The organism is Paenibacillus methanolicus, from assembly GCF_008124765.1.
In the GTDB taxonomy this organism is placed as follows: Bacteria; Bacillota; Bacilli; order Paenibacillales; family Paenibacillaceae; genus Paenibacillus_Z; species Paenibacillus_Z methanolicus.
The window spans coordinates 171,406-196,783 of sequence record NZ_VNHS01000007.1 but is presented as its reverse complement, the minus strand read 5'-3'; the positions used below and the strand labels follow the sequence as shown (position 1 = coordinate 196,783).

At 57.2% G+C, this 25,378-nt stretch carries 17 protein-coding genes; 7 read left to right on the top strand and 10 right to left on the bottom strand.

Annotation, left to right across the window (positions count from 1 at the left end; all coding sequences use genetic code 11):
* Nucleotides 1-152: 152 nt before the first annotated feature.
* From BCM02_RS35340 to BCM02_RS19080, 8 genes are all read right to left on the bottom strand, one after another.
* A complete protein-coding gene (locus BCM02_RS35340) occupies nucleotides 153-320 on the bottom strand; it encodes a hypothetical protein (RefSeq protein WP_187434307.1) in 168 nt (55 codons plus the stop codon).
* A 418-nt stretch (nucleotides 321-738) separates the two neighbouring features.
* Complete coding sequence (locus tag BCM02_RS19110; protein ID WP_246183455.1) at nucleotides 739-2,094, bottom strand: glycoside hydrolase; 1,356 nt, start codon at nucleotides 2,092-2,094, stop codon at nucleotides 739-741.
* 166 nt (nucleotides 2,095-2,260) lie between these two features.
* Nucleotides 2,261-3,349, bottom strand: a complete 1,089-nt coding sequence (locus BCM02_RS19105) for a response regulator (protein ID WP_187434306.1) — start codon at nucleotides 3,347-3,349, stop codon at nucleotides 2,261-2,263.
* Nucleotides 3,342-5,162, bottom strand: a complete 1,821-nt coding sequence (locus tag BCM02_RS19100; protein WP_187434305.1) for a sensor histidine kinase — start codon at nucleotides 5,160-5,162, stop codon at nucleotides 3,342-3,344. Before BCM02_RS19100 ends, BCM02_RS19105 begins: the two co-directional genes overlap by 8 nt.
* Before the next feature lie 446 nt (nucleotides 5,163-5,608).
* Nucleotides 5,609-10,333 carry a fibronectin type III domain-containing protein gene (locus BCM02_RS19095; RefSeq protein WP_148930719.1) on the bottom strand — a complete coding sequence of 1,575 codons (4,725 nt, stop codon included), beginning with the start codon at nucleotides 10,331-10,333 and terminating at the stop codon, nucleotides 5,609-5,611.
* Nucleotides 10,334-10,864: 531 nt separating this feature from the next.
* Nucleotides 10,865-12,442, bottom strand: coding sequence for an extracellular solute-binding protein (locus BCM02_RS19090; protein ID WP_187434304.1), 1,578 nt, complete (start codon nucleotides 12,440-12,442; stop codon nucleotides 10,865-10,867).
* A 121-nt stretch (nucleotides 12,443-12,563) separates the two neighbouring features.
* Nucleotides 12,564-13,445: a carbohydrate ABC transporter permease gene (locus BCM02_RS19085; protein ID WP_148930717.1), complete on the bottom strand. Its 882-nt coding sequence runs from the start codon at nucleotides 13,443-13,445 to the stop codon at nucleotides 12,564-12,566.
* 21 nt (nucleotides 13,446-13,466) lie between these two features.
* Complete coding sequence (locus BCM02_RS19080; RefSeq protein WP_246183454.1) at nucleotides 13,467-14,426, bottom strand: ABC transporter permease; 960 nt, start codon at nucleotides 14,424-14,426, stop codon at nucleotides 13,467-13,469.
* A 748-nt stretch (nucleotides 14,427-15,174) separates the two neighbouring features.
* Between BCM02_RS19080 and BCM02_RS19075 the strand changes: the two genes are divergently transcribed.
* The 3 genes from BCM02_RS19075 to BCM02_RS19065 all read left to right on the top strand — a co-directional run bounded on the left by BCM02_RS19075 (nucleotide 15,175) and on the right by BCM02_RS19065 (nucleotide 18,350).
* Nucleotides 15,175-16,578 (top strand): ABC transporter substrate-binding protein, encoded by a 1,404-nt coding sequence (locus tag BCM02_RS19075; RefSeq protein ID WP_246183453.1) that lies wholly within the window; start codon nucleotides 15,175-15,177, stop codon nucleotides 16,576-16,578.
* A 75-nt stretch (nucleotides 16,579-16,653) separates the two neighbouring features.
* Complete coding sequence (locus tag BCM02_RS19070; RefSeq protein WP_148930716.1) at nucleotides 16,654-17,520, top strand: carbohydrate ABC transporter permease; 867 nt, start codon at nucleotides 16,654-16,656, stop codon at nucleotides 17,518-17,520.
* Entirely contained in the window at nucleotides 17,517-18,350 is an 834-nt protein-coding gene (locus tag BCM02_RS19065) for a carbohydrate ABC transporter permease (protein WP_148930715.1), read from the top strand. The genes BCM02_RS19070 and BCM02_RS19065 overlap by 4 nt, the downstream gene beginning before the upstream one ends.
* A 433-nt stretch (nucleotides 18,351-18,783) precedes the next feature.
* Here the strand turns inward: BCM02_RS19065 and BCM02_RS19060 are convergent, their stop codons facing one another.
* Nucleotides 18,784-20,025 (bottom strand): ABC transporter substrate-binding protein, encoded by a 1,242-nt coding sequence (locus BCM02_RS19060; protein WP_187434303.1) that lies wholly within the window; start codon nucleotides 20,023-20,025, stop codon nucleotides 18,784-18,786.
* Nucleotides 20,026-20,234: 209 nt separating this feature from the next.
* Nucleotides 20,235-21,587 carry an ABC transporter substrate-binding protein gene (locus BCM02_RS19055; protein WP_148930713.1) on the bottom strand — a complete coding sequence of 451 codons (1,353 nt, stop codon included), beginning with the start codon at nucleotides 21,585-21,587 and terminating at the stop codon, nucleotides 20,235-20,237.
* Between the two features lie 566 nt (nucleotides 21,588-22,153).
* Here BCM02_RS19055 and BCM02_RS19050 point away from each other — a divergent pair.
* From BCM02_RS19050 to BCM02_RS19035, 4 genes are read left to right on the top strand one after another with little or no spacing between them, the layout of a single operon-like run.
* Nucleotides 22,154-22,576 (top strand): hypothetical protein, encoded by a 423-nt coding sequence (locus BCM02_RS19050; RefSeq protein WP_148930712.1) that lies wholly within the window; start codon nucleotides 22,154-22,156, stop codon nucleotides 22,574-22,576.
* A 26-nt stretch (nucleotides 22,577-22,602) separates the two neighbouring features.
* Complete coding sequence (locus BCM02_RS19045; RefSeq protein ID WP_187434302.1) at nucleotides 22,603-24,342, top strand: ABC transporter ATP-binding protein; 1,740 nt, start codon at nucleotides 22,603-22,605, stop codon at nucleotides 24,340-24,342.
* Entirely contained in the window at nucleotides 24,320-24,793 is a 474-nt protein-coding gene (locus BCM02_RS19040) for a TlpA family protein disulfide reductase (protein ID WP_148930710.1), read from the top strand. Before BCM02_RS19045 ends, BCM02_RS19040 begins: the two co-directional genes overlap by 23 nt.
* Before the next feature lie 33 nt (nucleotides 24,794-24,826).
* Nucleotides 24,827-25,357 (top strand): MauE/DoxX family redox-associated membrane protein, encoded by a 531-nt coding sequence (locus BCM02_RS19035; RefSeq protein WP_148930709.1) that lies wholly within the window; start codon nucleotides 24,827-24,829, stop codon nucleotides 25,355-25,357.
* Nucleotides 25,358-25,378 lie beyond the last annotated feature (21 nt).

Genomic DNA, 25,378 nt, shown 5'->3' with positions numbered 1-25,378 from the left:
AGTATCCCTCGGCAATGTTTTCCTTAACATTCCCGCATGGTTGTACTTTATTCCCAGATCTAAGCATGACAAGGCCGGCTTATGGAACGGGGGCGAAGCAGGCCGAGAGGAAGAGCGGAGAAACAAAAAAGAAGAGGATGCTCATCCTCTTCTCAGGCTCCCCGTCCGCGGGAAGCTCTCGATTTGCTAAAGTCTTGGCCCTTGGTCACGACGCGGCCGCCCTGCACGTCTTCCATTTCATCTTCCGAAAGCTCTTGGGAAATATCTTCGATTTCCGTCGTACTCGGTTGCTGCTCTTCAGGTTTCTGATTATCGGCCATGATGGCACCTCCGTTAAAATAAGATTCCCCGAGAGGGGGAGCTGCGAACTTAGGGATTACCTGCCGCGTCTCTTATCTCTAGTCGACGGTCCTGTTCTGCCGCCTTGTACGTCTTGCTTGTCCGAATCCGTTAGTTCTTGGGCCAATGGTTGCACCTCCGGCAGTAATGAAGACATTTTAACATGGTTCAACTCGCAAAATGTATACCCCGAAGGGGTGATCAATGGGGCGGGAACTGCCGCTTGGCCCGTCAACAGCAGCCTGCGAAACGAATGCTCCGCGCGTGTAAGGGCGCTTAATCGCGCCCAGATTGGAATACCCGTGCACACGCCGAAAGCCGAGGGACTATCCCCTCGGCTTTTGGCCAAATACAAGCGTTATAAGTTTCACGATTATGCATTCACCTTGGTTCATCCGCTCAATATTCCGTGAAGCTCGTAATCGACTTGCCCGGCAGCGTGACCGTCACGGCCCCGTTCGTGACCGTCAAATCCGTCAGCTTGGCGAGGTTCTCGGTCGCGCTCGTGCGTCTGGCCGCCAGATGGGCGAACGTCAAGCCGTCGATCGTCGCCGTCTGCGCCGAGGCGCTGTTGTTGATGACGATGACCGAAGCCCGCCCGGTGCCGTTCTTGCCGGCGATCGAGACAAGGTCCGGGTTGTTCGAGGCCGCCAGGATGCGGGTATCGTCCGGACGAAGATATCGGCTGAACTGCCCCATCGTATATAACCGCTTGTTGACGGTATAAGTGCCGTTCGGCCCGAGATTGACGAGCCCCTCGCCCGTCGTGCTGGAGGCGGGATTGACCGCCCACCAATACAGCCAGCCGCGCTCGCCCCGTTTCAGGTCGGCCGCGATCATGTTCGCCCATTTCAACCCGTCGGTAATACTCGGATCGTTCGCGGATTGGAAGTTGCTGACCTCGGTCGCGATGAGCGGCTTGCCGAAATGGTTCACGTCCGCGTAGGCGCTGTAGTCGTGGACCGACACGAAATCAAGTTTGTCGCGGGTCGCCTGGCTGAAACTCTGCATGTACGCGTTCGATGCCGTCCGGTTCGAGCCTTCCGGCGCGCCGACGAGTACGCCCTGGCCGAGACTGTGTATCGCGTCCGCCACTTTGCCCGCCACCGTATTCATCTCGGCCGTCGTGTACTGCGCGGAGGCGTAAGGCGTCGCCAAGTCAGGCTCGTTCTGCACGCTCACCCACTTGATGTTGAGGCCGTATGCGTTCCGGTATTGGTTGACGTAGGTTTTCAAATAATTCGCGAAGGTATCGTAATGCGTCGGCTTCAGATGTCCGCCGTTGTTCGGCGAGCTGTTATCCTTCATCCACCCCGGCGGGCTCCATGGCACGGCGTAGAACTGGTTCATGCCCCGGTTCTTCGCTTCGCCGGCGAACCAGCGCTGATGCAGATCGGTGTTCCAGTCGATGACGCCGTCCTGCGGCATGAACGTCGTCTGTACCGCATCTTGCGCGGCGGTGTACGGATTGATCTCCAGGCGGACGATCGACAGCCCCGCGTTCGACTCGTCGGTCTTGAAGAGCACATCCAGAATCGCCGACTGAGTGGCCGCGGAGTAGTTGCTCCGCAGCTCCTGCACCGGATGATTCGCCGCCGCGCCGAAGCCCCAGATCGTCTGGTACGCCGTGCTTTTGGACACCGAGATCGTGTTGCCCGCCGCGAGCGACGCCGACGGCGCGTTCATGCCGCCCGCCGCCAATGTCATCGCCAAACCTCCAACCGTCGCGGCCCGCTTCCAACCCTTCATGCTCATCCGAATCCCTTCTCTCTCAAGTGATTGGCTTGCAGTGCTATTTTAAAATGAAAGCCCTTACAAGACACGGCAGAGGAAGTACGATTTGCGGCAGTCATCGTATCGACTTTGCCGCGCTCGTCCCTCTTTATTGCAAATTCAGTAACCTGAAATGCCGCCTGTCGGGTTACGCCTCCTCGAACCGGTTCTTGTACTCCGTCGGGTTGATGCCGTGATACTGCTTGAAGATGCGCGAGAAATGGATGCTGTTCTCGTAGCCGACCCGGTCCGCGACCTCGTAGCTTTTCAGGTTCGTCGTCAGCAGCAGGTCGCGGGCTTTGCGCATCCGGACGTTGATGCAGTACGTCCAGATCGTCATCCCCGTCTCCTCCTTGAACAGGATGGCGAGGTAAGAGCGGCTCATCGCCACGTGGTCCGCCACGTCCTGTAAGCTCCATTTGCCGGCGTAATGCGTCTCGACGTACCGCTTGACCTGATCGACGACGGATTGCTTCTGGAGATTCTTGTTCTTCCGCGCGCCGGCCATCAGCAGATTGGCCACGTCCTCGAGTCGGCGAACCGCGCACAGCCGAAAATAATGCCGGACTCCGCGGCGCTCCAACAGGTCCCCGCCCAGCTCGTCGTCCGCGCCTTCTTCGTACGCGATGTGAACGGCATGCTTCTTCAGCTCGTCGATCACAAGTCCCGTCCACGCCGTCGCGAGCTCGCCCAGCAGCTCGTGGCGCCCGTCCAGCCAGTCCTCGAACGCAGCCAGCGTCTCGACGATGAGCAGCGGCTGCCGGTGCAGGAACACCGACAGCACCATGTCCACCCATTGATCGAGCAGCGGCTTGCACGCCGGCAGCTTGCGGAGCAGCAGCTGGCCCGCTTCGTAACGGCGGCGGGTCCGCAGCTGCGCGCGCGCCTTCGTCATCACGTCGGCGAGCGCCGTCTGCTCGATCGGCTTCATGATGTAGTCAACCGCGCCCAATTGCAGGCTGCGCTTGGCGTATTCGAAGTCGTCATGGCTCGAGATGACGATGCAGCTCATCCACGGGTATCGTTCGTTGATCGCTTCGATCAGCTGCAGCCCGTCGACGAGCGGCATTCGGACGTCCGTCACGCAAATATCGACGAAGTAGCCCTCCAGCCACTCCAGCGCCTTTTGCCCGTTCGCCATGGCTGCCGACACGCTCACGCCCTCCATATCGGCGAGGCGCATGGACAAGCTTTGGCGGATCAAATGCTCGTCGTCCACGACCAAAATTCTATGCATCGGTCCCATCCTCTCCCTTCGCGCTCATGTTGTCGTCTCGCAGCGGCAGCACGACTTCGACGACGGCTCCGCCCGCCTGCCCGTCATTGCGGAACGATATGTCCGCTTCTTCCCCATAGAACATGTGCAGCCGGTAGATCAAATTCGAAAGGCCGACGCCCGTCAACGAGTACGCCTGCGCACCGCCTCCGCGAATTTCCCCGCGCAGTTGGGCTAACGCTTGCTCCGTAAAACCGGCCCCGTTGTCCCGAACGGACAGCTTCAGCTTGCCTGTCTCGATGATCTCCGCCGCGACCCGGATCGACACCGCCTCCGCCGTCGTCTCCCGCGTATGCTTGATGCAGTTCTCGATGAGCGGCTGCAGCAGCGCCTTGGAACAGCGGGCTTGAAGCAGGTCGGGCGGCACGTCCAGCCCATAGGTCACCTCGTCGCCGAACCGCACTTTCATAATGCCGAGGTAGTCTTCCGCATGCCGAATCTCGTCTGCCAAGGCGACCTCCCACTCCTTGTAGTTCGACGTATAGCGCAGCATGTGCGAGAGCGATACGGCTACCGTGCCGATATCCGGATTGCGCGAGATCAGCGCCATCGAATTGATCGTCTCCAGCGTGTTGTACAGAAAATGCGAGTTGATCTGCGATTGCAGCGCCGAGATCGACGCCTTATGCCGCTGCACCCGCGTCTCGGCCAGATCGTGGACCGATTGCGCGAGATGCCCGAGCAATTTGTTGAACGACACGCTCAGATCGGTCACCTCGTCGGTGCCTTCCACCTGCGCGCGCAGCGAGAAATCGTTCTTCACCTGCGTCATGAACATCGCCTGCCGCAGCTTCGCGATCCGCCGGACGACCGAAGCGGCCGCCCAATACGTGAGGAAGACCGAGACGATCAGCGCGGCGACCGAGATAACGATCGTCGTATTGCGCACGTGGTAGAGGCTTCCCGCGATTTTCTCGTACGGAATGATGGCGAGGATCTGCCACCCCGTGCGCGCGATCGATTGGTAGACGATCAGCTCCTGCCGGTCGGAATCGTAGATCGACCCCTGCTGCTTCCCGGCCAGCAGCTTCACGACCCGCTCGTCCATCCGTTGCATGACTTCGCCCGATTCGGAGTGATGAATGATCGTGCCGCTTCCGTCGATGACGGCAGCCGCGCTGGAGTCCACGATATTGATCCGGTCCATGACGTTCTGCGACGGAGTGAGCGAAATATCCATGCGGAGATAGCCGTCGTAGAACCGCTTGAACAGCGTCAGCACCGGCTTCTCGACCTTCTGGTTTGACCGGTCCATATAATAATCCGCGGTGCGCGGGATGAACTTCACCTTGTCGTACCGCCCGCTCTCCCCGAGGAACGCCTCGCTGCGGATGCTGTAGTCGCTCGATAGAATCGCCGCATTCGTAAAGTGCTGCTCCAAGCCGCGCGGATTGTACATCGACACCGACATCACTTCCGGGTATTGCAGAAACACGCGGTTCAAATAGTTCTCCTTGATGCGCTCGTAGTAGCGCACCGATAGCGACGTCAACGATTGACTGCCCGAAGCGTGCAGCCACTCCCGGTACTCCAGGCTGCTGCCGAGCAGCAGGAAGATCATCTCGTATTCCGTGTAGTAGCGATCGAGATTCATATTGGCCTGGGTCAAAATTTGCTTGCTCAAACGGTCGATATCTTTGCCGACGGAACGCATCGTCTGGTTATAGCCGACGTACCCGATCGCCGAGACGGTGAAGACCAGAATCGCCGCGATCATCGCCACCAGCTTCCATTTGAGCGATTGTTTGACTTTCTTCGTGATGGCAGCTAGCAAATCGCCCGGCCTCCCTGTCGAAACTTGTAACTCTTCTTTCACTGTACCCGACGCGCGAGCTTTAGGAAAGACAACAAAGGGCTTCGCCCCTTTGACCCGACTTTTGTTCTTCCCTCCCCCTTCCCCCTCCGCCGAGGGGAACCAGAGGACTTCGCCCTCTGGACTCCCTTTTCGTGCCTGCACGTTTGTTCGCGGTTGGCGGTGGCATCCGTGTTGGCACGCTTTTGTCCTGGCGGACAAAGCTTCAGTAGGTTTTGAAGTCAGTCCTAAGACTTGCTGACCTTCGCTTCCGTCCGCTCCCGCGGACACGCTATACATATCCAGAATTCTTCGGCTCCGCCATCTTCCAGCGGCGTGGCACGTATCATTCAGCGACCATGAAGTACAAGAGCAAGACGAACCCCTCGGTCCGTCATTGCACCTCGATATCCGTCACTTGCAGCCGCCTACATCCCCGTGCTCGGCCCGAGCGTCGTCCAGTTGCCGGCCGGATCGGACGCCTCCACGTGATAGACGGTCTCGCCATCTGTCTGCCCGGCATCGGTATAGCTCGTCTTCCGGCCGTCTAACAACGCAATGATCGCGCCGTCGCGATAGAGACGGTACTGCTTCACCTCGACGTTGTCCTCGGCCTTTTCCCACCGCAGCTTCACGCCGTCCTTGCCGCTCGTCGCCTCGATCCGGGAGCCGGTCGGCCACTGCGGCACGATCGTATCCCGCTCGAGCGTCCGCAGCTTCTCCGCCTTCAGCGGCTTGGAGACGTTCCCGGCGGCATCGACCGCGACGACATGGACATCATAGGACGTTTCGGCCTTCAATCCCGTGATGAAAATGCCCCGCACCGCTTTTCCGACCTCGGCAATCATACGTTTCTCGACATAAATCCGGTAAGCTTCCGTCCCGGTATCGTCAGTCGCCTGCGGCCATTCCAGCCACGCGCCGGATACGGATTCGGACGAGACGGCCGCCTTTCCGCCCGCGTTCCACTTCGGCGGCGCGGTGTCGGGCGCCTGGGTCGTCAGCTTGAGCGGGGCGCTCGTCGTCTCGTTGCCGGCGGCATCCCGCGCGCCGATGCGGATCGTATAGCTCGTTCCCGGACGCAGACCGCGCAGCTCGTAGACATTGGCGCTGCCCGGCAGCTCCGCGACGGCCGTGCCGCCGTTATACACGACATAGGTCTCGATGCCGTAGTTGTCCGTGGCGGATGGCCATTGAATCGTCGCGCCGAATCTGCCGACATCGGCCGCACGCGGCGAAGCAGTCGATGGCCATTCCGGAGGCGTCATATCTGCGGCCGGCGTCTCGATTCGGATCGCCGGACCGTCCGTCGTCTCCTGCGCGGCATCGAAGGCTTCGACCTTGAACGCGTACGCCGTAGACGGCTGCAGTCCGTTCGCCTCGTATGTCGATTGATCCGCCGCGATCGTCGCGATCGCGACGCCGTCCTGGTAGATGCGATAGCCATTCACGCCCGCATCGTCGGCCGCCGCCGACCAAGAGAACGTCGCGCTCAGCGGCGTCACGCGGTTCGCTTCGGCGCGCGCCCCCTCCCATGCAGGAGCTTGCGTATCCGCAGGGACGTCTTCCGTCCCGATCAACAAGTAAGGCTTGAATACGGCATTCGCTCCGGACGCCTCTCTGGAATACATGTCGACGTTCTGGTCGAGCCACTTGTCATCCGTCAGTTTGAAGCTAACCACCTGGTCGCCATTACGCTCGGCGACGACGTAATCGGTGACCGGAATCGACTTCCAATAGCCGGCATTGCGCACGACCGCGCCGCCGATCCGGCTCCCGTCGGCCGGTTTGTTCTTCCAATTGATCGTCGTCTCCGTCCAATCGTCTCCGGTCGCATAAACGTCGAGTCCGATATCGACGTTCGGCGTTTGAACCGCGTAGACGTACACGCTCAACGTCGCCGAATACACCGAACCTTGGACGTCGTTCAACGGGAATTGCAGATAAACCCGGCGGTTGTTGCCCGTATTCCGGTTCTGCTCGCTCCCCGATGCGCCCGCCGCGTTCTTATACCGCAAGTAGCCGAGCGCGTTCTGGTTCGTGCCGTCGCCGCCGAATACGGCCGGCGCCTGAATGAAAGCATCCCCGCTTGGCAGCACCTTCGTCTCGCTTCGCACCACGCCCGCCGGCGTCGTCACCGCGACGGATGGTCCGCCGGAAGACCAATTGCCCGCGGCATCAACGGCTTCGACCCGGAACGAATACGCGCGGCCGGCCTCCAGCTGCTGTACGGCGTATTCGCGGGCAGCTCCATCTACGGTCGCGATGAGATCGCCATTCCTATAAATCCGATAACCGGTCACCCCGCCGTTATCGTCCGCGGCCGACCAGCGCAGCGTGACGCTTCGGTCCGTGAGCGTGCCGTATTGCAGCTTCCGGTCCAACGGCCAGCTTGGCGGGGCGACGTCCCGAGTCGCGGAAGGGGTCGTGATCGCCAGCGTCGGTCCCGTATTCGACCAATTGCCGGCATCGTCGGCCGCTTCTACGCGGAACGCATAGGCGCGGCCGCCGGATAGGCCATCGACTCGATAAGACGAGGCCGAAGGCGGCAAGGTAACAATCTCCCGGTCGCCATCGGACAACCGGTAAGCCGCCACGCCGACGGCATCCTGCGCGCCGCTCCAATGCAGCGTCACGCCGTCCGCGGTAAGCTCGCTCGACGTCAGCGTCGGCTGCTTCCATGCGGGAGCCGTCGTATCCGTCGCCTCAATTGTACGGAATACGACGACCGGACCGCCCTCGGACAAGTTGCCCTGCTTATCCTTCGCCGCTACGCGCACGGTGTACGAGACGTTCGGCGACAAGCCGTCCAACGCGTATTCGCGCTCGGCGGTCTCCCCGTCCAGCTGCCCGTTCACGTAGATTTTGTAGCCGGCGACTTTCCCTTTGCGGTCGTCGGCAGCCTGCCACTTCAGCCGGACGCTCGTCTCGCCGAGGCCGCTCAGCTTGATTAGCGAGCCGTTCTTCCAGCCGGGAAGCGTCTGGTCCGCATCGGCGACGGTCTTCACGGCCAGTTTGCCGCCGGGAACCGAACGATTGCCCGCTCCGTCCACCGCTTCGACGGCGAACGTGTAGCTGTGATCCGGCGCAAGCCCCGTCACGTCATACCGGGTCACGTTCGCCGCCGTCTCAAGCAGGAACGCTCCGTCCTTATAGATGCGATAACTCGTCACCGCAATATTGTCCCGCGCGGCCGGCCAGCTAAGCGTGACCGACGTCGGCGACGGGTCCGACGCGCTGAACGCGCTGCCGTAAGGCCAGACCGGAGCCGTTATATCCGAGCCCGACGTCGGCAGCGGCAGCGGCTCGAACGGCTTGGCCGGCTGCGGCTGTTCGCCCAGCGTGACGGATACGCGGCGCGAGCCTTCTTTCAGGAAGGAGGCTGGTACCGTCTGGCTAACGCCATTATGCGTGACGGTGATGTCATACTCGCCATAGAAGCCCCGCGCCGCGTACACGCCGCTCGCGTCGGTCTGTCCTGCTGTCTCCGTCCACCAGGTATCGTAAATCAAACTGCGCCACGCTTCGCCCGACGGCTTCAAGCTCCAGTCGCCGCGGAACAGCGGGGCATTGTTCTGCCAATGCGCGCCGTCCCAGAATCCCCACAGCGTGAACGACGTGACATTCGGATGGCTGAACATCGCCAGCAGCAGGTCATGCGTGAACTTCCCTTGAATATCCTCGCGCGGGGAGTTCATGTCGAACTCGGTGATCGCGATCTCCGGCGCGTATTGGGCGAAATGCGTCACCTGGTCGTAGAACGCCATCGGGCTGACCGGAGTGCTACCGAAATGCGCTTGGATGCCGACGCCGTCGAGCGGCGCGCCGTTGTCCTTCAGCGTCTGCAAGATCGACGAGAGACTGGCGATGACCGGCGCGTCCACGCCGAGAATTTGCGTCTCGTTCACGAACAGCTTGGCGTCCGGGTCGGCTTCCTTGGCCCGCTTGAACCAGTCCGCCGCGATGGCGTCGCCGTATCGCCCGCGGATCAGGCGATTGAGCACAGGCTCGTTGAGCACGTCCCAATCGAGCAAGCGGCCGCGGAAGTAGCCCGCCGTCTCGTGAATATGTTCGGCGATCCTCGCATCCAGCTTGGCGCGGTCCTGCAGCAGTCCGCCGATATCGGCAGGCATCCGGCTCTCGCTGTCCCATAGCAGATTATGTCCACGGACAGAGAAGCCGTTCTCGCCGAGCCAATTGTACAGCTTGACGGCCCGGGCGCGGTCCGCCTCCCACCACGGCCACTTCATCTCGTTCTCCATGACGGCCGAATTGAAATTCTCCTTCAGCTTCGCCCGGTACAGCTCGGCGTTCGCGTCCGTCCCGAGCGCAAGCGCGCTGTTGACCGCCGTGCCGAATTTGAACTCGTGGTTCGTCATGCGCAGCTGCACGTCCGCCCCCGCTACCGGCTGGCCCTGCTTGTCCACGACGGCGATTTCGAAGTCGCCCTTGCGGACCTGCTCAATCCGCTGGTTCGCTTCGGCTCGCCATGGCGCGTCGTCCTCCATCCCCACGTAGGTGACCGGCGTGCTCGGCAGCTGATCGAACGTAACCGCTTTCATAAAATTGGTAAGTTCGAGGCCTCCGATCTCGACCGTCTGCGGCTTGAAGCCGAGCCGGAGCGTCAGCTGCGATTGCCCTTCCGGCATGTCCACCGCGGCCTTGATCGGCACGATGAACTTCTTCCACTGGGTCGGAATCGCGACCGTCTCGGTGAGCGACTTCTCCCACGTGCCCTTCTTCTCCAGCACGAGCGCCAGCTGCCCTTCGCCCGTCTCGACGGTCGAGCTGACCGCCCGGGCGTAGAACGTCGCGAGCAGCACGTCGTCCTTCGCGATCGGTCCCTCGATCGGCAATATATATTGAAGCAAGTACGCGCTGGCCGGCTGGGTTACCGTCCGGAACCGAAGCGCCTCGGCGAATGGCTGGCCTTCGGCCGCGACGACCTCCATCGCGCCATAGGCGGACGCCTCCGCATTCAAGGCTGCGCCTTCCTTCCGCAGATCGTCGATCAGCACTTGGCTGCCTTCGATCGCCTCCAGCTCTTCTTCCGTCAACGGCTGCGCGAACGCTCCGCCCGAGAGGCAGGACGTCCAGATCAGCAGGCCGATCAGCATAAGCGTAATTGTTTTGTACGACCGGTGACGCATCATGATCACCCTTTCCCATAAGGTATTCCCTCTCCCCGAGATTGCCTCCCCCTTCCCCCTCCGCCGAGGGGAACCTAAGGGCTTTGCCCTCTGGACTCCCTTCTTCGTGCTGGCATGGTCGTTCGCGGTCGGCGGTTGGGCTAGAGCAGGGCACGCTTTTGTCCTGACGGACAAAGCTTCAGTAGGTTTTGAAGTTCGTCCTATGACTACAGCCTGTCAACTATAGGCCCTAGTCGGCTTCACCGTACGCTTTTCCTTAACCTGACAGCATTACGATGGCGGGAAGAGGGACATTCATTCGAACTAGCTGAATGCTGCATTCCCAATCTTCCGATTGGGAACGCAAACCAATCAGCTTTACTCTAGCTGAATGCTGCATTCCCAATCTTCCGATTGGGAACGCAAACCAATCAGCTTCTCTAGCTGAATGCTGCATTCCCAATCCTAGGATTGGGAACGCAAACCAATCAGCTTTACTCTAGCTGAATGCTGCATTCCCAATCTTCCGATTGGGAACGCAAACCAATCAGCTTTTTACTTGCGGTTCTCGTTATACCAAGCCGTCATCTCTTCGATCGCCTGCTCGCCTCCTTGCTTCTTCCAGCTCGCGACGAATTCGTCGAAGTAGTCGAGCGACTTCTCGCCGAGCACGATTTTGGCCGCCGCCTCCTGGAACAGGCTGCCTTTGAAGCTCAGCTCCGCGTTCTGGGTCATCGCCGGGGATGGCGCCATGCCCGCGGTCGGGTTGTCGATGCCTTCGCTGCGGGATGTCTCGATCGTGGCCATCAGCTTGTTGAACGCTTCCTCGTTGTTGATCTTCACCTTCTGCGCCGCTTCGTTGAAGCCATGGAGAGTGAATACCGCCTGTCTCCACTTCAAATCCTTGTCGGCGTCCGCGTTATAGGTCAGCTGCTCGCCCGCCTTCGTGAACGTCTCGCCCTCGATGCCGAGGTCGGCGAACAGCTGGCCTTCCTCCGTCACGAGCCAATCGAACATGCGGACGATCGCTTCCGGGTTCGCGGCGTCTTTCTTCACGACGAACGTCTTCAGCACCGATTTCTCCACGCGGCCGACATCGCCCTCGTAGCCTGCGCCCTTCGGCGTCGGGATCGCCACGACGTTCGGCTTCTTGTCCGCCAGCAGCGTGCTCATCTCCTTCTGCCACGAATCCCAGACGCCGAGCACGACGTGGTTCCATGAGCCGACGAGATCGGATTTGATCTTCTGATCCCACACCGCCCGCGAGTTCGTCAGGAATTCCGGATCGATCAGCTTCTCTTCGTACATCGTCCGAACCAACCCGAGCGACTGCTTCATGTTCGGCGTGACGAAGCCCGGCATGACCTTGCCGTCGCTGACGGTGTTCGAATCGAGGTTCACGCCGTACATGCCGAGCACGTTGTCCATCCATTCGAACTTCTCGCGGCTCGAGAACGGAATCTCGTCCTGCTTGCCGTTTCCGTTTGGGTCCTTATCCCGGAACGCGCGCAGCATGTCCAGGAATTCGTCGGACGTCTTCGGCACGGCGAGGCCGAGTTTATCCAGCCAATCCTTGCGGACGTAGATGACCCGTTCTGCCGGCGCATTGCCTTGGGCGACCTGCGGAATGGCGAGAATTTGGCCGTTCAGCGTCACCGCATCCCACGCGGATTGCGGGATTTCTTTGAGCAAATGCTGCCCGTGCTTCTCTAAGTAAGGCTTCAAATCCAGCGCGAGGTCGTTCGTCACCAACTCCGAGTTCTCGATGCCCCACACCATATGGACGTCGGGAATATCGCCGCCGGCGAATTTGAGCCGCAGCTGCTCCATATAGTTCTCGTGCGGCAGGAACGTAATGTCCAGCTCCGTGTTCGTCTTGCCGGCCAGATGCTTCACCGTGGCCAAATCCATCGACTTGCCGGGCGGGATCTGCTCCGCGTTGTTGGAGACGAACAGGCTGATCGAAGCCGGTTCGGCCGACGCTTTATTATCGGAAGCGTGCGACGACGCGTTGGCCGCTGGCGTCTCTCCATTGTTCGCTTTGCTGCCGCCGCCGTCTCCGCATGCCGTGCCGGTAATCGTCAGAGCCGCGATGCACAGGACCGCTAATCTTTTTTTGTACGCTGCTTTCATACGAGAATGACCCTCCTTAGAATGAATGCATGATGATGCGTGATGCCTGGGCTGCCGCTTCGATCGAATCGTCGAAGCCGCCATCACCTCCCCGAAGCCGGATGCGGGCGTCCGCTGACGCTTATTCTTTCACGGAGCCGAGCAGCGCCCCTTTGATGAAATGCTTCTGCAGGAACGGATAGATAATGACGACCGGCACCGTGGCCACGACGATCGTCGCCATCTGCAGCCCTTGCGGCGTCAGTCGGGAGGACAGCTCCAGCACCGATTCGCCGCCGGCCGAGTCCATATCGAATTGGGAAATGAGGTTGTACAGGTAGAGCTGCAGCGGCTGCTTCGCCCGGTCGGTCACGTACAGGAGCGGTCCCAAATAGTTGTTCCAGTGGCCGACCGCATAAAACAGCATGAGCGTCACGTTGATCGGCATCGAGAGCGGCGTCACGATGCGCCATAGAATCCGGTATTCGTTCATGCCGTCTACGCGCGCCGCCTCGAACAGCTCTTCCGGAATCGATCGCAAGAAGGTAATGCACAGCAGCATGTTGAACGCGCTGAGCGCGCTCGGGATGATGAGGGCCCAGATCGAATCGAGCAAATGAAGCTCTTTGATCAGCAGGTACATCGGCACCATCGGCGCCTGGAAAATCATCGTGAAGATGATGAACAGCATAATCGGCCTGCGACCGCCCAGCCACGCTTTGGACAGCGGGTACGACGTCAGCAGCGTCATGACCATGTTGATCGCGGTGCCGATGACGACGATCATGATCGTGACGCCGAACGATCGCCAGAACACGGCGTTATGAATGACGAAATCGTAATTGTCCAGATTGAAGCCGACCGGCCACAGCCGCACCTCCGAATGCATGATCGCCTCGTTCGAGCTGAGCGAGCCAGCCACGACGTACAGCAGCGGGATCGCGACGGCCAAGCAGCAGATGGCGAGCAGGATCGCATTGACCGCGTCGAAGGTTCGTTCTCCCATGGATCGTTTGATTCTCATCGCGTCTTCTATCCCTCCATCCTAATAAATGCCTTCGCCGGTCGTCCAGCGGCTGACGCGGTTGGCGATGACAAGCAGGACGAAGCCGATGACCGACTTGAACAATCCGATTGCCGTCGTAATGCTGTACTGCCCTTGCAGGATACCGACGCGGTACGTGTAGGTGTCCAGTACGTCGCCCGTCTCGAACGCGGCGGGGGTGAGGAACTGATAAATTTGCTCGAAGCCGGAGTCGAGAATGTGGCCGATTTTGAGCAGCAGCAGGATCATGATCGCGGGTAACAGGCCCGGCAGGGAAATGTGCAGGAACTGCTTCCACCGGTTCGCCCCGTCCATCTTGGCCGCCTCGTACAACGAAGGGCTGATGCCGGCCAGCGCCGCGATGAAGATGATCGCGTTCCACCCCATCTCCTTCCAGATGCCCGAGATGATGATGATCGGCCGGAAGTACTCGGACTGCTGCAGGATTCCGCCCTCGGCGCCCATGCCGGAGAAGATCGACGCGAACAGGCCGTTCGTCGGCGAGAGCAGCATGTACGAGAGGCCGAAGACGATCGTCCACGATAGAAAATGCGGCAGGTACAGCACCGTCTGCACGATCCGCTTGTACGCCATCTGGCGCACCTCGTTGAGCATCAGGGCGAGCAGGATCGGCAGCGGGAACGCGAATACGATCTGATACAGGCTGATGATGAGCGTATTCTCGATCAGCCGGCCGAAATTCGGGTACTGGAACAGCTGGCGGAACCACTTCAAGCCGACCCATTCGCTGCCCGAGAAGCCTTTGAAAATATTAAAGTCTTGAAAGGCGATGAAACTGCCCGTCAGGGGCAAATACTTGAACACCAGGAAGTACAGCAGGCCCGGCGCCAGCATGATGTAGAAGGCGCGGTGACGGAGGAAGTACCGCCACGGCCCTCTCCCGGCGGCGGCTCGTTCGGCACCCGGTCGTGCCGCTTTCGCGAGCGAGGTCGTCGTCATAATAAGGTCTCCCCACATGGTATTTGTCGTTCGTAAGCTCATTATAGGTTGGCCGCCGGGACCCCAACAATGTGAGCGGATTTCGATTTAGTGCAGTAATCGTCCAGAAGCGAAAAAAGGGCTGCGCCCTTCTTTACAACCTGTCTTCTCCTTCTCCCTCGCCCCTTCAGTTTTCTCCCTCGCCCCTTCTCCCTCCGCCGAGGGGAACCAAGGGCTCCCGCCCTCTGGACACCCGGAATCAGCGTAACTCGTTGCGCGGCCGTCTTCGATCTGTCCTTTCGGGGGGAGCCCGCTTGTCCTTCGGACAGGCTGTTGTTCGAGCTTCGTTCGTGACGTTTTGCCTTGGGGGTGGTATCCTGCGGGGGTGTGCGCTTAGCGTGGCTTCGTGCGGACCTTCGCTTACGTCCGCTTGGTCGGATACGCTTTACGTTTTTATGCACAAGATGATTTCCTGAGCAATAAAAAAACGACGCAAGCTTCGCCTGCTTCCGTTTCTTTCCTCCTCCAAAATCAACCTGAGTCCTCTAGTCCAGCGCCCCGACAACCGTCTCCCGTTCGTGCAGCACCCCAAAAAAATCCGACACGGCCAAAAAATGCGGCGCTTACGCAAACCAATGTAAGCCTTTACAATTTGAGTTACAGGGGCTGGCGAACGAAGCGATTCGCTCTCGGCTCCCTCACGAACAGCGTTACTGGCCCAAGGGGGGCTTGGCGCTAACGCGCCGAAATCAAAGGAGGCATTCACAACATGCGTGCGAAATCCAAACAAGTATTGACCGCGGCGACAAGCCTGATCCTCGTCGCCGGACTGGTCGCGGGATGCGGCAACAACGCGAACTCGGGGAATAACGCGAATGCGGGCACCAACGCCGAGCAGACGAACGGCGGCGGCACGGAGACGAATGCGGCGGCGGGCGGCAACGCGCCGGCCGAAGGCGCAAGCGCGGAGCGTTACGAAGAGACCGTCACGCTGAAGATGCTGATCGACAACCAAACCTCGACCGAAGGACTCAAGGCCGTCACGGACGAAATCGAGAAACGTTTCAACATTAAGACCGAATACGAGCTCCGTCCGGGCGGCGGCGAAGGCGACAATCTCGTGAAGACGAGACTCGTCTCCGGCGAAATGACCGACCTGAACTTCTACAACGCCGGCTCCCTCTTCAAGTCGCTCCAGCCGGAGAAATATTTCGTCGATCTAACGAGCGAGCCATTCATGCAAAACGTCATGGAGTCGTTCCTGCCGACCGTCAGCGTGGGCGATAAGGTCTATGCGGCACCAAGCGGATCTTCGCAAGCCGGCGCATGGCTGTACAACAAGAAGGTCTATGCCGAACTGGGCCTCTCCGTGCCGAAGACGTGGGACGAATTGATGGCGAACAACGAGAAGATCAAAGCCGCCGGCAAAACCGCCGTCATCGGCTCCTACAAGGACAGCTGGACGTCCCAGCTCATCCTGCTCGCGGACTACTACAACGTGCAAGCCGAGGCGCCGACGTTCGCGGACGACTTCACGAACAACAAGGCGAAGTTCGAGACGACGCCTGCGGCGGTGCGCGGCTTCGAGAAGCTCGCTTCCGTAAAGGATTATATGAACAAGGACTACCTGGCGACGACGTATGACCAAGCGCTCAAAATGCTCGTCGACGGGACCGGCGTTCATTACCCGATGCTGACGTTCGCGCTCTCCAACATTTTCGCCACCTACCCGGACAAGATCGACGACATCGGCGTCTTCGCCCAACCGGGCGACAGCGCGGACAAGAACGGTCTGACCGTGTGGATGCCGGCCGCGATCTCCATCTACAAGGAGAGCAAGAACATTGAAGCCGCGAAGAAATGGATGTCCTTCTTCGTCACGCCGGAGGCGATGGCGCTCATGGCGACGAAGGCGAAACCGGAAGGTCCTTATGTTATCAAAGGCGCTAAGCTGCCGGACGATGCTTACGGCGGCGTCAAAGATATGATGCCGTACTTCGATAACAATACCAACGCGCCGGCGCTCGAGTTCCTCTCCCCGCTGAAGGGACCCAACCTGCCGCAAATTACGGTCGAAGCCGGCGCGGGCATGAAATCGCCCGCGGATTCCGCGAAAGCCTACGATAAAGATGTCGAGAAGCAAGCGAAGCAGCTCGGAATCGCCGGCTGGTAAGCGAACGCCCCGACCGATGGAGGCCCTGCCCAGTTGCAGGGCTTCTATCGTAAATAGGATTTGGGAGAGATCACAATGACAAAGCTAAGCAAGCACTACTACAGCTATGCGTTCATCCTGCCCCTGGGCATCATCTACTTCATCTTCTTCCTTCTACCGACCCTGATGTCGTTCTTCTTCAGCTTGACCCGCTGGGATCTGGCGGACTGGGAATTCATCGGCTTGGAGAACTATGTCACGTTCTTCTCCGAATCGTCGCTGACGATCGGATTTCGCAACACGCTCATCTACGCAGTCGTCACCTGCGTGCTGAAGGTCGTGCTCGGCCTGCTGTTGGCCGTCGCGCTGACATCCAATTTGAGAAGCAAAGGCTATTTGCGCTCCGTCGTCTTCTTCCCGACCCTGCTGAGCACGATCGCCGTCGGCATCGCATTCAGCACGTTGATGCACCCTACGCAAGGGTTGATCAATCAAGGCTTGTCGTACCTGAACATTGTCGGACCCGATTGGCTCGGGGATACGAGCATCGCGCTGCTCTCCGTCGCTTTCGTCGACGTGTGGAAAGGCGTCGGCATGGCGACCGTCATCTATATCGCGGGCATCATGTCCATTCCGCAAGACTATTCCGAGGCGCTTCAGATCGACGGCGGCACCGCCTTCGACAAGTTCAAGCACATTACGATCCCGCTCACCGCTCCCGCGATGAACTCGGTTATCATTTTGTCCTTCATCGGCGGACTCCGCTCGTTCGATCTCGTCTGGGCGATGACCAAGGGCGGACCGGGCTTCAGCACGGACCTGATTGCCTCGATTATTTATAAGCAGTATCAAGGCGGCTTCTACGGCCTCGCGACCGCAGGCAACGTGATTTTGTTCATCGGCGTCTCCCTGCTTGCCTTCCCGCTGTTCATGCTGCTGTCCAAGAGAGAGGTAGACCTATGAGAAAACGCAGCGCAATCCGCTTATTCTGGGAAGTCGTCGCCATCGCGCTTTCGATCGTCATCTTCTGGGTGCCGTTCTATTTCGTCATTATTAATTCGTTCAAAAACCGGACGGAGTCGTCCCTGCTCAATATCGATTGGCCGAGCACCTTCCATATTCTCGACAACTACAAGGAAGTGCTGACCGCGCAGGACGGCATGGTCATCCGCGCCTTCTGGAACAGTACGCTCATTACGCTGCTCTCCATCATCGTTCTCGTCATCGTGTGCGCCATGGCGGGGTACGTGCTGCAGCGCCGCTCCGACCGCTGGTCTGGGCCGATTAACTTCCTCATTCTGGCCGGTCTCATGATTCCGCCGGCGATCGTCCCGACGATCTGGGTGCTCGACTCGATCCACCTGTACAAGACGATCACGGGCATCGTCCTCATTGAGACCGCGCTTGGCGTGTCGTTCGCGACGATTCTGTACAAAGGCTTCATGGCCACCATTCCGCGCGAGATCGACGAAGCGGCGCTGGTCGACGGCTGCGGACCGGTCCGCATGTTCTTCCAGATGATCTTCCCGCTGCTCATGCCGGTCAACTCGACGGTCATCGTGCTGTCGGCCGTCGGCATCTACAACGACTTTGTCAATCCGCTGTACTTCTTGCCCGGCGCGAAGAACGCCACGATCCAGCTGACGCTCTACAACTTCACGAGCATGTACAACACGTCGTGGAACCTGCTGTTCGCGGACATCATTTTGATCTCGCTGCCGCCGCTCATATTGTTTATTTTCTTTAATAAGCGAATTGTCGCGGGCATGACGGCCGGGGCTGTGAAGGGGTAGGCTTCCCCTTCATAACCCCTTTTTTCTTCCATGTCCTTAGTTCCCCCCTCGCCCCTTGGGTTTTTCCCTCGCCCCTTCCCCCTCCGCCGAGGGGAACCAGAGGTCTACCGCCCTCTGGACTCCCGTCTTCGTGCTGCTACGATTGTTCGCGGTCGGCGGTAAGGCTTGAGCAGGGCACGCTTTTGTCCTGATGGACAAAGCTTCAGTGGATTTTTCCTATGCCCGCAATACTGGGCGCTTTTGCCCGTTTGTCCTGCGGACAGGCTTTTGTTCGAGCTTCGTACGTGACTTTGTGCCTTGGGTGGTATCCTGAGGGGGTGCGCGCTTGACGCGGCTTCGTGCTGACCTTCGCTTTCGGAGCCACGCCTCGAACAAAAATGGCAGCCTCAATCGGTTTTCCGACCAGGGCTGCCATTTCATTTTTACTTGCCAACTATTTCGTCTTATCCGCCTCCGCCAACTGCTTGTTCGTCCGATCCAGCTCGAGCTGTCCCTCGTTCTGAATGGACGTCATGGCCTCGTCCAGATTTTTGCTGCCGGATACGACCGCCTGCAGCTCTTTGCCCGCAAGCTGTCTGATCGACCTATTAAAATCGCTCAGCGTGTTCATATGCATCGACTGGCCTCTAGGCTGCAGCGTATAGAAGGGATCATAAAGGATGCCTTCATCGGACGTGTTGTATTGAGTCCGGGTCATTAAGTTTCCGTTGCTGGATCTCGAGAGCAGCTTCGCGGTCGTATCCCCGTTAATATGCTTCACAAGCTGCCAGGCCGCCTTCTTATTAGCTGAATTGGCATGGATTCCATAGATTTCGGTTAGGGCGAACGAGGAGGAAACGTCGGGGTTGGCCGGATCGAAAGGTTCCGTGAGCCAGCTCCAATTGACCGGCTTCTTCCCAAGCGTTTCATACACCTTCATGCTTCCGGCGTAAGAAGTTCTTTTAATCGTCATCGCGGATTTGCCGGAGAAGAACAAGTCTGAATCCAAATACTCGTCAAAGTTTAGCTGCGAATAATCCAGATCGCCCGGGAAATAGAATGCCCCCGACTTCTGAGCATCTACGGCCATGCCGAAAGCCTGCTTCCATCCATCGGTTTGAATGGTGACCTGCTTGCCGAGCGCATCGGTGTATCGATATCCTGTCGTATCCCCGATCGTAAACCCGAGGCTAGACAAATTCTCATCCATCGTGAACCCGTAAATCCGCTCTTCTTCACTGCCTGTCGTCGGGAACCGCTTCGCCAGTTCGATGACTTCCGGCCAGGTCATGCTCGTGGTCGGAATCGGTATCTTATAGTTGTCGAACAGGTCTTTGTTATAATACAGGGCATTGGCGGAAAAGTACGGCGATATCCCGTATAATTTGCCGTCGCCCTTCTCTCTTAACAACTGCAAGGAAGCCGGCAGCAGATCGGCGCTCTTGAAGTCCTCTTCCAGCAGCATCGGCTCCAAATCCAATAAGGTGTTCTTCTCGACAAGCTCGCTGTATTGAGAGACCCCGCTCATTAAGATCACATCGGGATTTTCCTTCTCGATCAGATCATGAAACGCCGTATCTGCATTGCCGCCTCCCGCGAGCGATGAAACTTCTACGACTTCGATCTCAATATTGGGAAACTTCAAATTAAACGAATTGCCATACAGCTGACTGAAGTTATCCTCATTAACATACATGACCTTCAGCTGCCCTGCTTCATCTGCTTCAAAAGAGTCTTCGCCGCTACAGCCTTGAATAAGCATAGACGAAATGACCAAAAGCGATGCTATCCCCCTTTTTGAGCCCTTCATCCTTGACCTCCCATTTCATATAATTACAGCTATATTCTACCGGATTCCACAAATTATCAATTCATGATCAATGAAGAAGAAATCGCATACTTCTTCTATTTATCAGCCTCCGCCATCCTCTTGTTCGCCATATCCAGCTCGAGCTGCCCTTCGTTCTGAATCGTCGTGATCGCCTCGTCCAGGCTCTTGCTGCCCTTCGCGACTGCTTTCAGCTCTTGATCCGTAAGCTCTCTTAACGATCTGGCAAAGTTGAATAGATTGTACTTAAAAAACTCCGGACCTCTAGGAGGCTGAAGCGAATAGAAAGAATCAAAATTGAAGCCTTCATCGGACTGGTTGTATTGCGTCCGGGTCATCAAGCTTCCATAGTGGGATCGTGATAACAGCTTCGCGGTCTCATCCCCGTTCATATACTTCACAAGCTGCCAGGCCGCCTCCTTGTTGGCCGAATCCGCGTTGACCCCATAGATTTCAGTAAGATAGAACGAGGAGGAGACATCGGGATTAGCGGGATCGTAGGGCTCGGTGAGCCACCCCCAGTTGAACTTCTTCACACGTGTCGCATTCATCTTCATTCTATTAGCAAGATAAAAATCTTCAATTCCCATCGCGGCTTTGCCGATAATGAACTTGTCTCTATTGAGAGACTCTTCTATGCTTTGCGTTGATTTTGGAGTACCTGGGAAATAGAACGCTCCCGACTTCTGGGCATCCACGGCCATTTTGTAAACTTGCTTCCATCCCTCACTTTGAACGGTTACCTTCTTGCCAGCCGAGTCGGTAAGACGAAGTCCTAACGTCTCTCCGATGGCCGACCCGAGGTCAGACAGCAAAACATGCATCGCAAACCCGTAAACCCGATCTTCCTCGCTACCCGTCGTCGGGAACCGTTGCGCCAGTTCGATCACTTCCGGCCAAGTCATGCTCTTAGTCGGGAGCGGCACCTTGTATTGGTCGAACAGATCTTTATTGTAATACAGGACTTTAGTGGAAAAGAACGGCGCGATCCCGTACAATTTGCCGCCGCCCTGCTCCCTTAACAGCTGCAAGGAAGCCGGCAGCAGATCGGCGCTCTTGAAGTCCTCCTCCAGCAGCATCGGTTCCATGTCCATCAATTTGTTCTTCTCAATAAGTTCGCTATATTGCGTCAACGTGTTCATCAAGATTACGTCGGGATTTTCTTTCTCCACTACATCCCTGTACGCCTGTTCCATATTAACGACGCTATCCGTAAAGATCGGTTGGGTCGCTACGATTTCAATCTCGAGATTCGGGAACTTCGAATAAATCAATTGGCCGTATTTCTGATTGAACGTATCCTCATCAAAATACATCACCTTCAGCTTCTCTGGTTCCTCTGGATTAAAGGAGTCGTCGCCGCTACATCCTTGAACGAGAATGGCGGAAACGAACATAAGTGACGTAAGAACCCCTTTTGATAACCTCATCCATTGCCCCCCATGTTATATAAATATAGCTAGATTCTACCAAATTACTTTAAATTGTCAATTGCGGTTACCGACTTCATATCATCCGAATTTATTGACAGTGCATTTGTGGAAACCTCAACTCTATTGGCCGGAAGTAAGGTAGGAAATAAGACACAATATAGTTACAAAATACTATTTATAGAAATTATATTGACAGAAAACTTCCAATTATTTAATGTGGATATTGCGCTCATAAGAAACATTTTTTAACAAAAAGAGCATTTTAATTCCAATCCCATCATTCTGCAAAGGAGGTGAAACATAATGTCATGTTCCGGATGCATTCGAGAGTTTACAAGCTGCTCTTCTCAACAATGCGACAGATACGGTAGTAAAGCGCAATACCTGGTTTGCGCGCAAAGCGGCAGCACTTGTACGACTTTTAACGGTTGTGTTTGCTAATCGCTAGTCTTCTAACCTAACATCTCTTACCAATGCGGACTGCTGGACCCTTGTTTTTGTAAGCGCATTCAGCAGTCCGCATCTAGGCTTTTATACATAACTAAAGCTCAAGGAGCCGTTCGATGCGAACTCATATCCAAATCGGAGATTACATTCCGGATGTTACGTTGTCCGCTGGAATCAAGCTGTACTCGCTTCTGGAGGATTACTTGTTAATTGCAATGGTCAGCACGGACTGCGCCGTTTGCCTGCCGGCCTTCGACGAGATCGACCGGTTTGCCGCCGAGCGCCCGGACTACAAGCTCATCGTCCTTATGGATACCTCCGAAGACAAATTAGAACTTGCCAAACAAGCCTTCTCCGCGCCTGTCCGCCTCTATAGGATCGAGGCCAGCGTTGACCACGACATGAAAGGCTACGGATTTCCTTGGGCATACGGCGTTAATTCGGAAGGGCAGCTCATTTCCCACTACAGCTGCAGCGAGCCCGGTCACTTGGACATTATCGCCGCTCCATTCCGCATGTTTCACTCCGTTGTCGGATGACGTCGTCTCTTCAATGGATCCGAATTATGATTCAAGGCTCGATCCTTAACGCGAGTTTCGTGATTGTTCTGCTGGCTATACAACCGACGGTAGGCTGGCTTACCTTTCATCTGAACAAACGTCTATTCGATCAAATCGCGGCCCATCCCATATGGAGCGATCTGGCTTGGGTAGCTTTACTATTGGCTCTGTTGAAAGCAACGGATCTCATCCTAAGCGAAGGTTCCAGGCTCGTACAGGCGCGCTTGTCGCTTCGCATCCATAATCGGCTGGAGCATCACCTGTATGGTTCGATACAGCCCACCTGCATTACGCAAGTCGAAACGCCCGCTTTTCGTCACGACATCACGACGCTGAAGAACAGCTTGAACCAAATCGAGCAATCCATCTCTTCGATTATCGGATTGGTTCAGCAGGTCCTCATTCTTGGCGTCTACGGCTACCTCATTCTGACGTACAGCTGGCTGGCCGGAGTCGTTCTACTCGTTTTCTCGCTCCCCCTCTTCTGGGTGGAATTACGGACCGCCTTATGGTTGGAGCGATATTTTCACACGGTAGCGCAGCATCAGATTGAGTCCATGCTGGCCTCCGACCTCATTTTGCAGCCGCAAGCGTTGAAAGAAACGATGATCTTCGGCAGTCGTCTCTACCTGCTGCGAAGATGGGCGGAAGCGGCCGAAGCGGTTATTCGCAAAACAGTAAAGCTCAAAAACGGCGAATTCAAGATGCGAAGCGTCGCCATGGTATTTCAGCCGACCGGCTTTTTACTGACAGAGCTCCTTTTTTTCAAACAACTCGCGGCTAACTCATTAAGCGTGGGCGACTTTGCAGCGCTGTCGACAGCCGCTATGACCGTCTTTAGTTCGATCACGATGATCGCCGCGAACTCCCGCATTTTCAACCAGATTCCGATCGCGACCCGCAACTTCAAAACCTTCTTGAATACGTATGTCCCCCAGCCCAAGCAAGCTAACTTGCAGCCCGATGCTGTAACTAGCGTCTCGCTGCATGAGCTGAACTTCGCCTACCCGAACGCGGCTCGACCTGCATTGGCCGATATAAGCCTCCACATGATGAAGGGCGATGTCATTGCCATTGTCGGCGAGAACGGATCCGGCAAATCGACGTTAGCGAAAATATTGTTGGGACTCCATGCCGTCGAACCGGGCACGCTGCATCTCAATGACCGCGATATTCATGACTACGAGCCCCGCTATTGGTTCCGGCAAGTATCGGTGGTCAATCAGGACTATATGAAATATCCGTTCTCGATTGTTGAGAATATTGCGCTCGCCCATCCGACTGAAGAAATTCGAGCTCGAGTCAAGCGGCTTATTCGGTCCTATCCGATGTTGGTCCCGAACGATCTCCATGACGAGCTCGATACCGTGTTAGGCAACAGCCTGCAAGGCGGACGCCAGCTGTCCGGCGGACAATGGCAGCGCATCGCGATCGCCAGGGCGCTGTACAAGGATTCCCCTTACTTGCTGCTTGATGAAGCGACATCGGAGCTTGATCCGATGACCGAGATGAATTTGATCCAACAAATTATCGCGGAGCGCGGAGGAAGAACAACCGTCATGGTCACCCATAATCTGTCCGTTGCCTCGATGGCCCAGCAAATTATCGTGATGCATAACGGCCGCATATTGGAACGAGGAAGCCACCAGCAGCTGCTGCGCGCGAAGGGAAGGTATTTCGACATGTGGAACAAACAACGCCTCGCTGAAGGAGAGAAGGTTCATGAGCAAAGTTTCGTTTCGTGATTTATTTGATGCCGATCTGTTAGCCAAAGACGAAGCCGATAAGCAGAAGCGCGAGCAGCGGACGGTTCGGGGCGATCTGTTTATCCGGGAGAAGCTATCTATCGATGTAGCGTCCATCGAGCTCGCGGTTGTTTGTTTCATGTCGCTCAGCTGTGCCAGCTGCATCGATCTCCTGCCCCAGCTTCCGGCCTTCGCCGATCACTTCGAGGGAACTTTCATTCTCGTCAGCAGCGGAACCGAAGAAGAAAACAACGAGCTAGCCAGCCACTTCGGTTTCTCCTTCGCCGTCATCACGATGTCCAAGGAGGAGCGCTTGCGGAAATATGGTTCCAGCACGACGCCGTACGCTTATTTTCTGGAGGACGGTTACGTCATGAACGCGGCCGTGGTGGACTCGATCCCCGAGCTTCATGCCTTGATCGGTCGAGTCGAGGAGACGAATGAGGTATAGCACGCGGCGGAAAGCGAGCGCGCGGGTGATCGCATGCACATAGCGGCCTATATGCTCGATATGGTTATGGCAGCGCTATTCTTCTTGGCTGCTTTCTCCAAGCTCGGTTCATCCTTTGCCGACTTTCGCCTATCCATCGTTTCTTACCGCGTCCTGCCCATTCGGCTCGTCACCTTGGCGGCAAGCGGCGTGCTGGCAGCCGAGTTCGCCTTATTTTTGTTATACGGCTTCGGGCTTTTGTTCATCTGGAAGGACCTTTTCGCCCTTCTGCTGTTCGCCTTTTTTACCGCGATGTTGTTTCGGAAGCGGCGCTTGAAGGAGAATGCGGATTCCAGCTGCTCCTGCTTTGGCCGGATTCAAGCTTTGAATCGCTATCCTGTTCTGCGCAATGGCCTTCTGATGGCATTAACCAGTGTACGGCTCCTATTGCCGGAACGTATTCCGCATACGATGGATTCCGCCATGCATGCTCTGGCAGGCGTGACGGTTATCGCAAGCGGCGTCATGCTGGCTCAACTATACGCTAGCCTTGCGCGGAGCAAGGAAGTGCGAATCGAGCTATGACCGCTGACCTCGTTCTCTTGG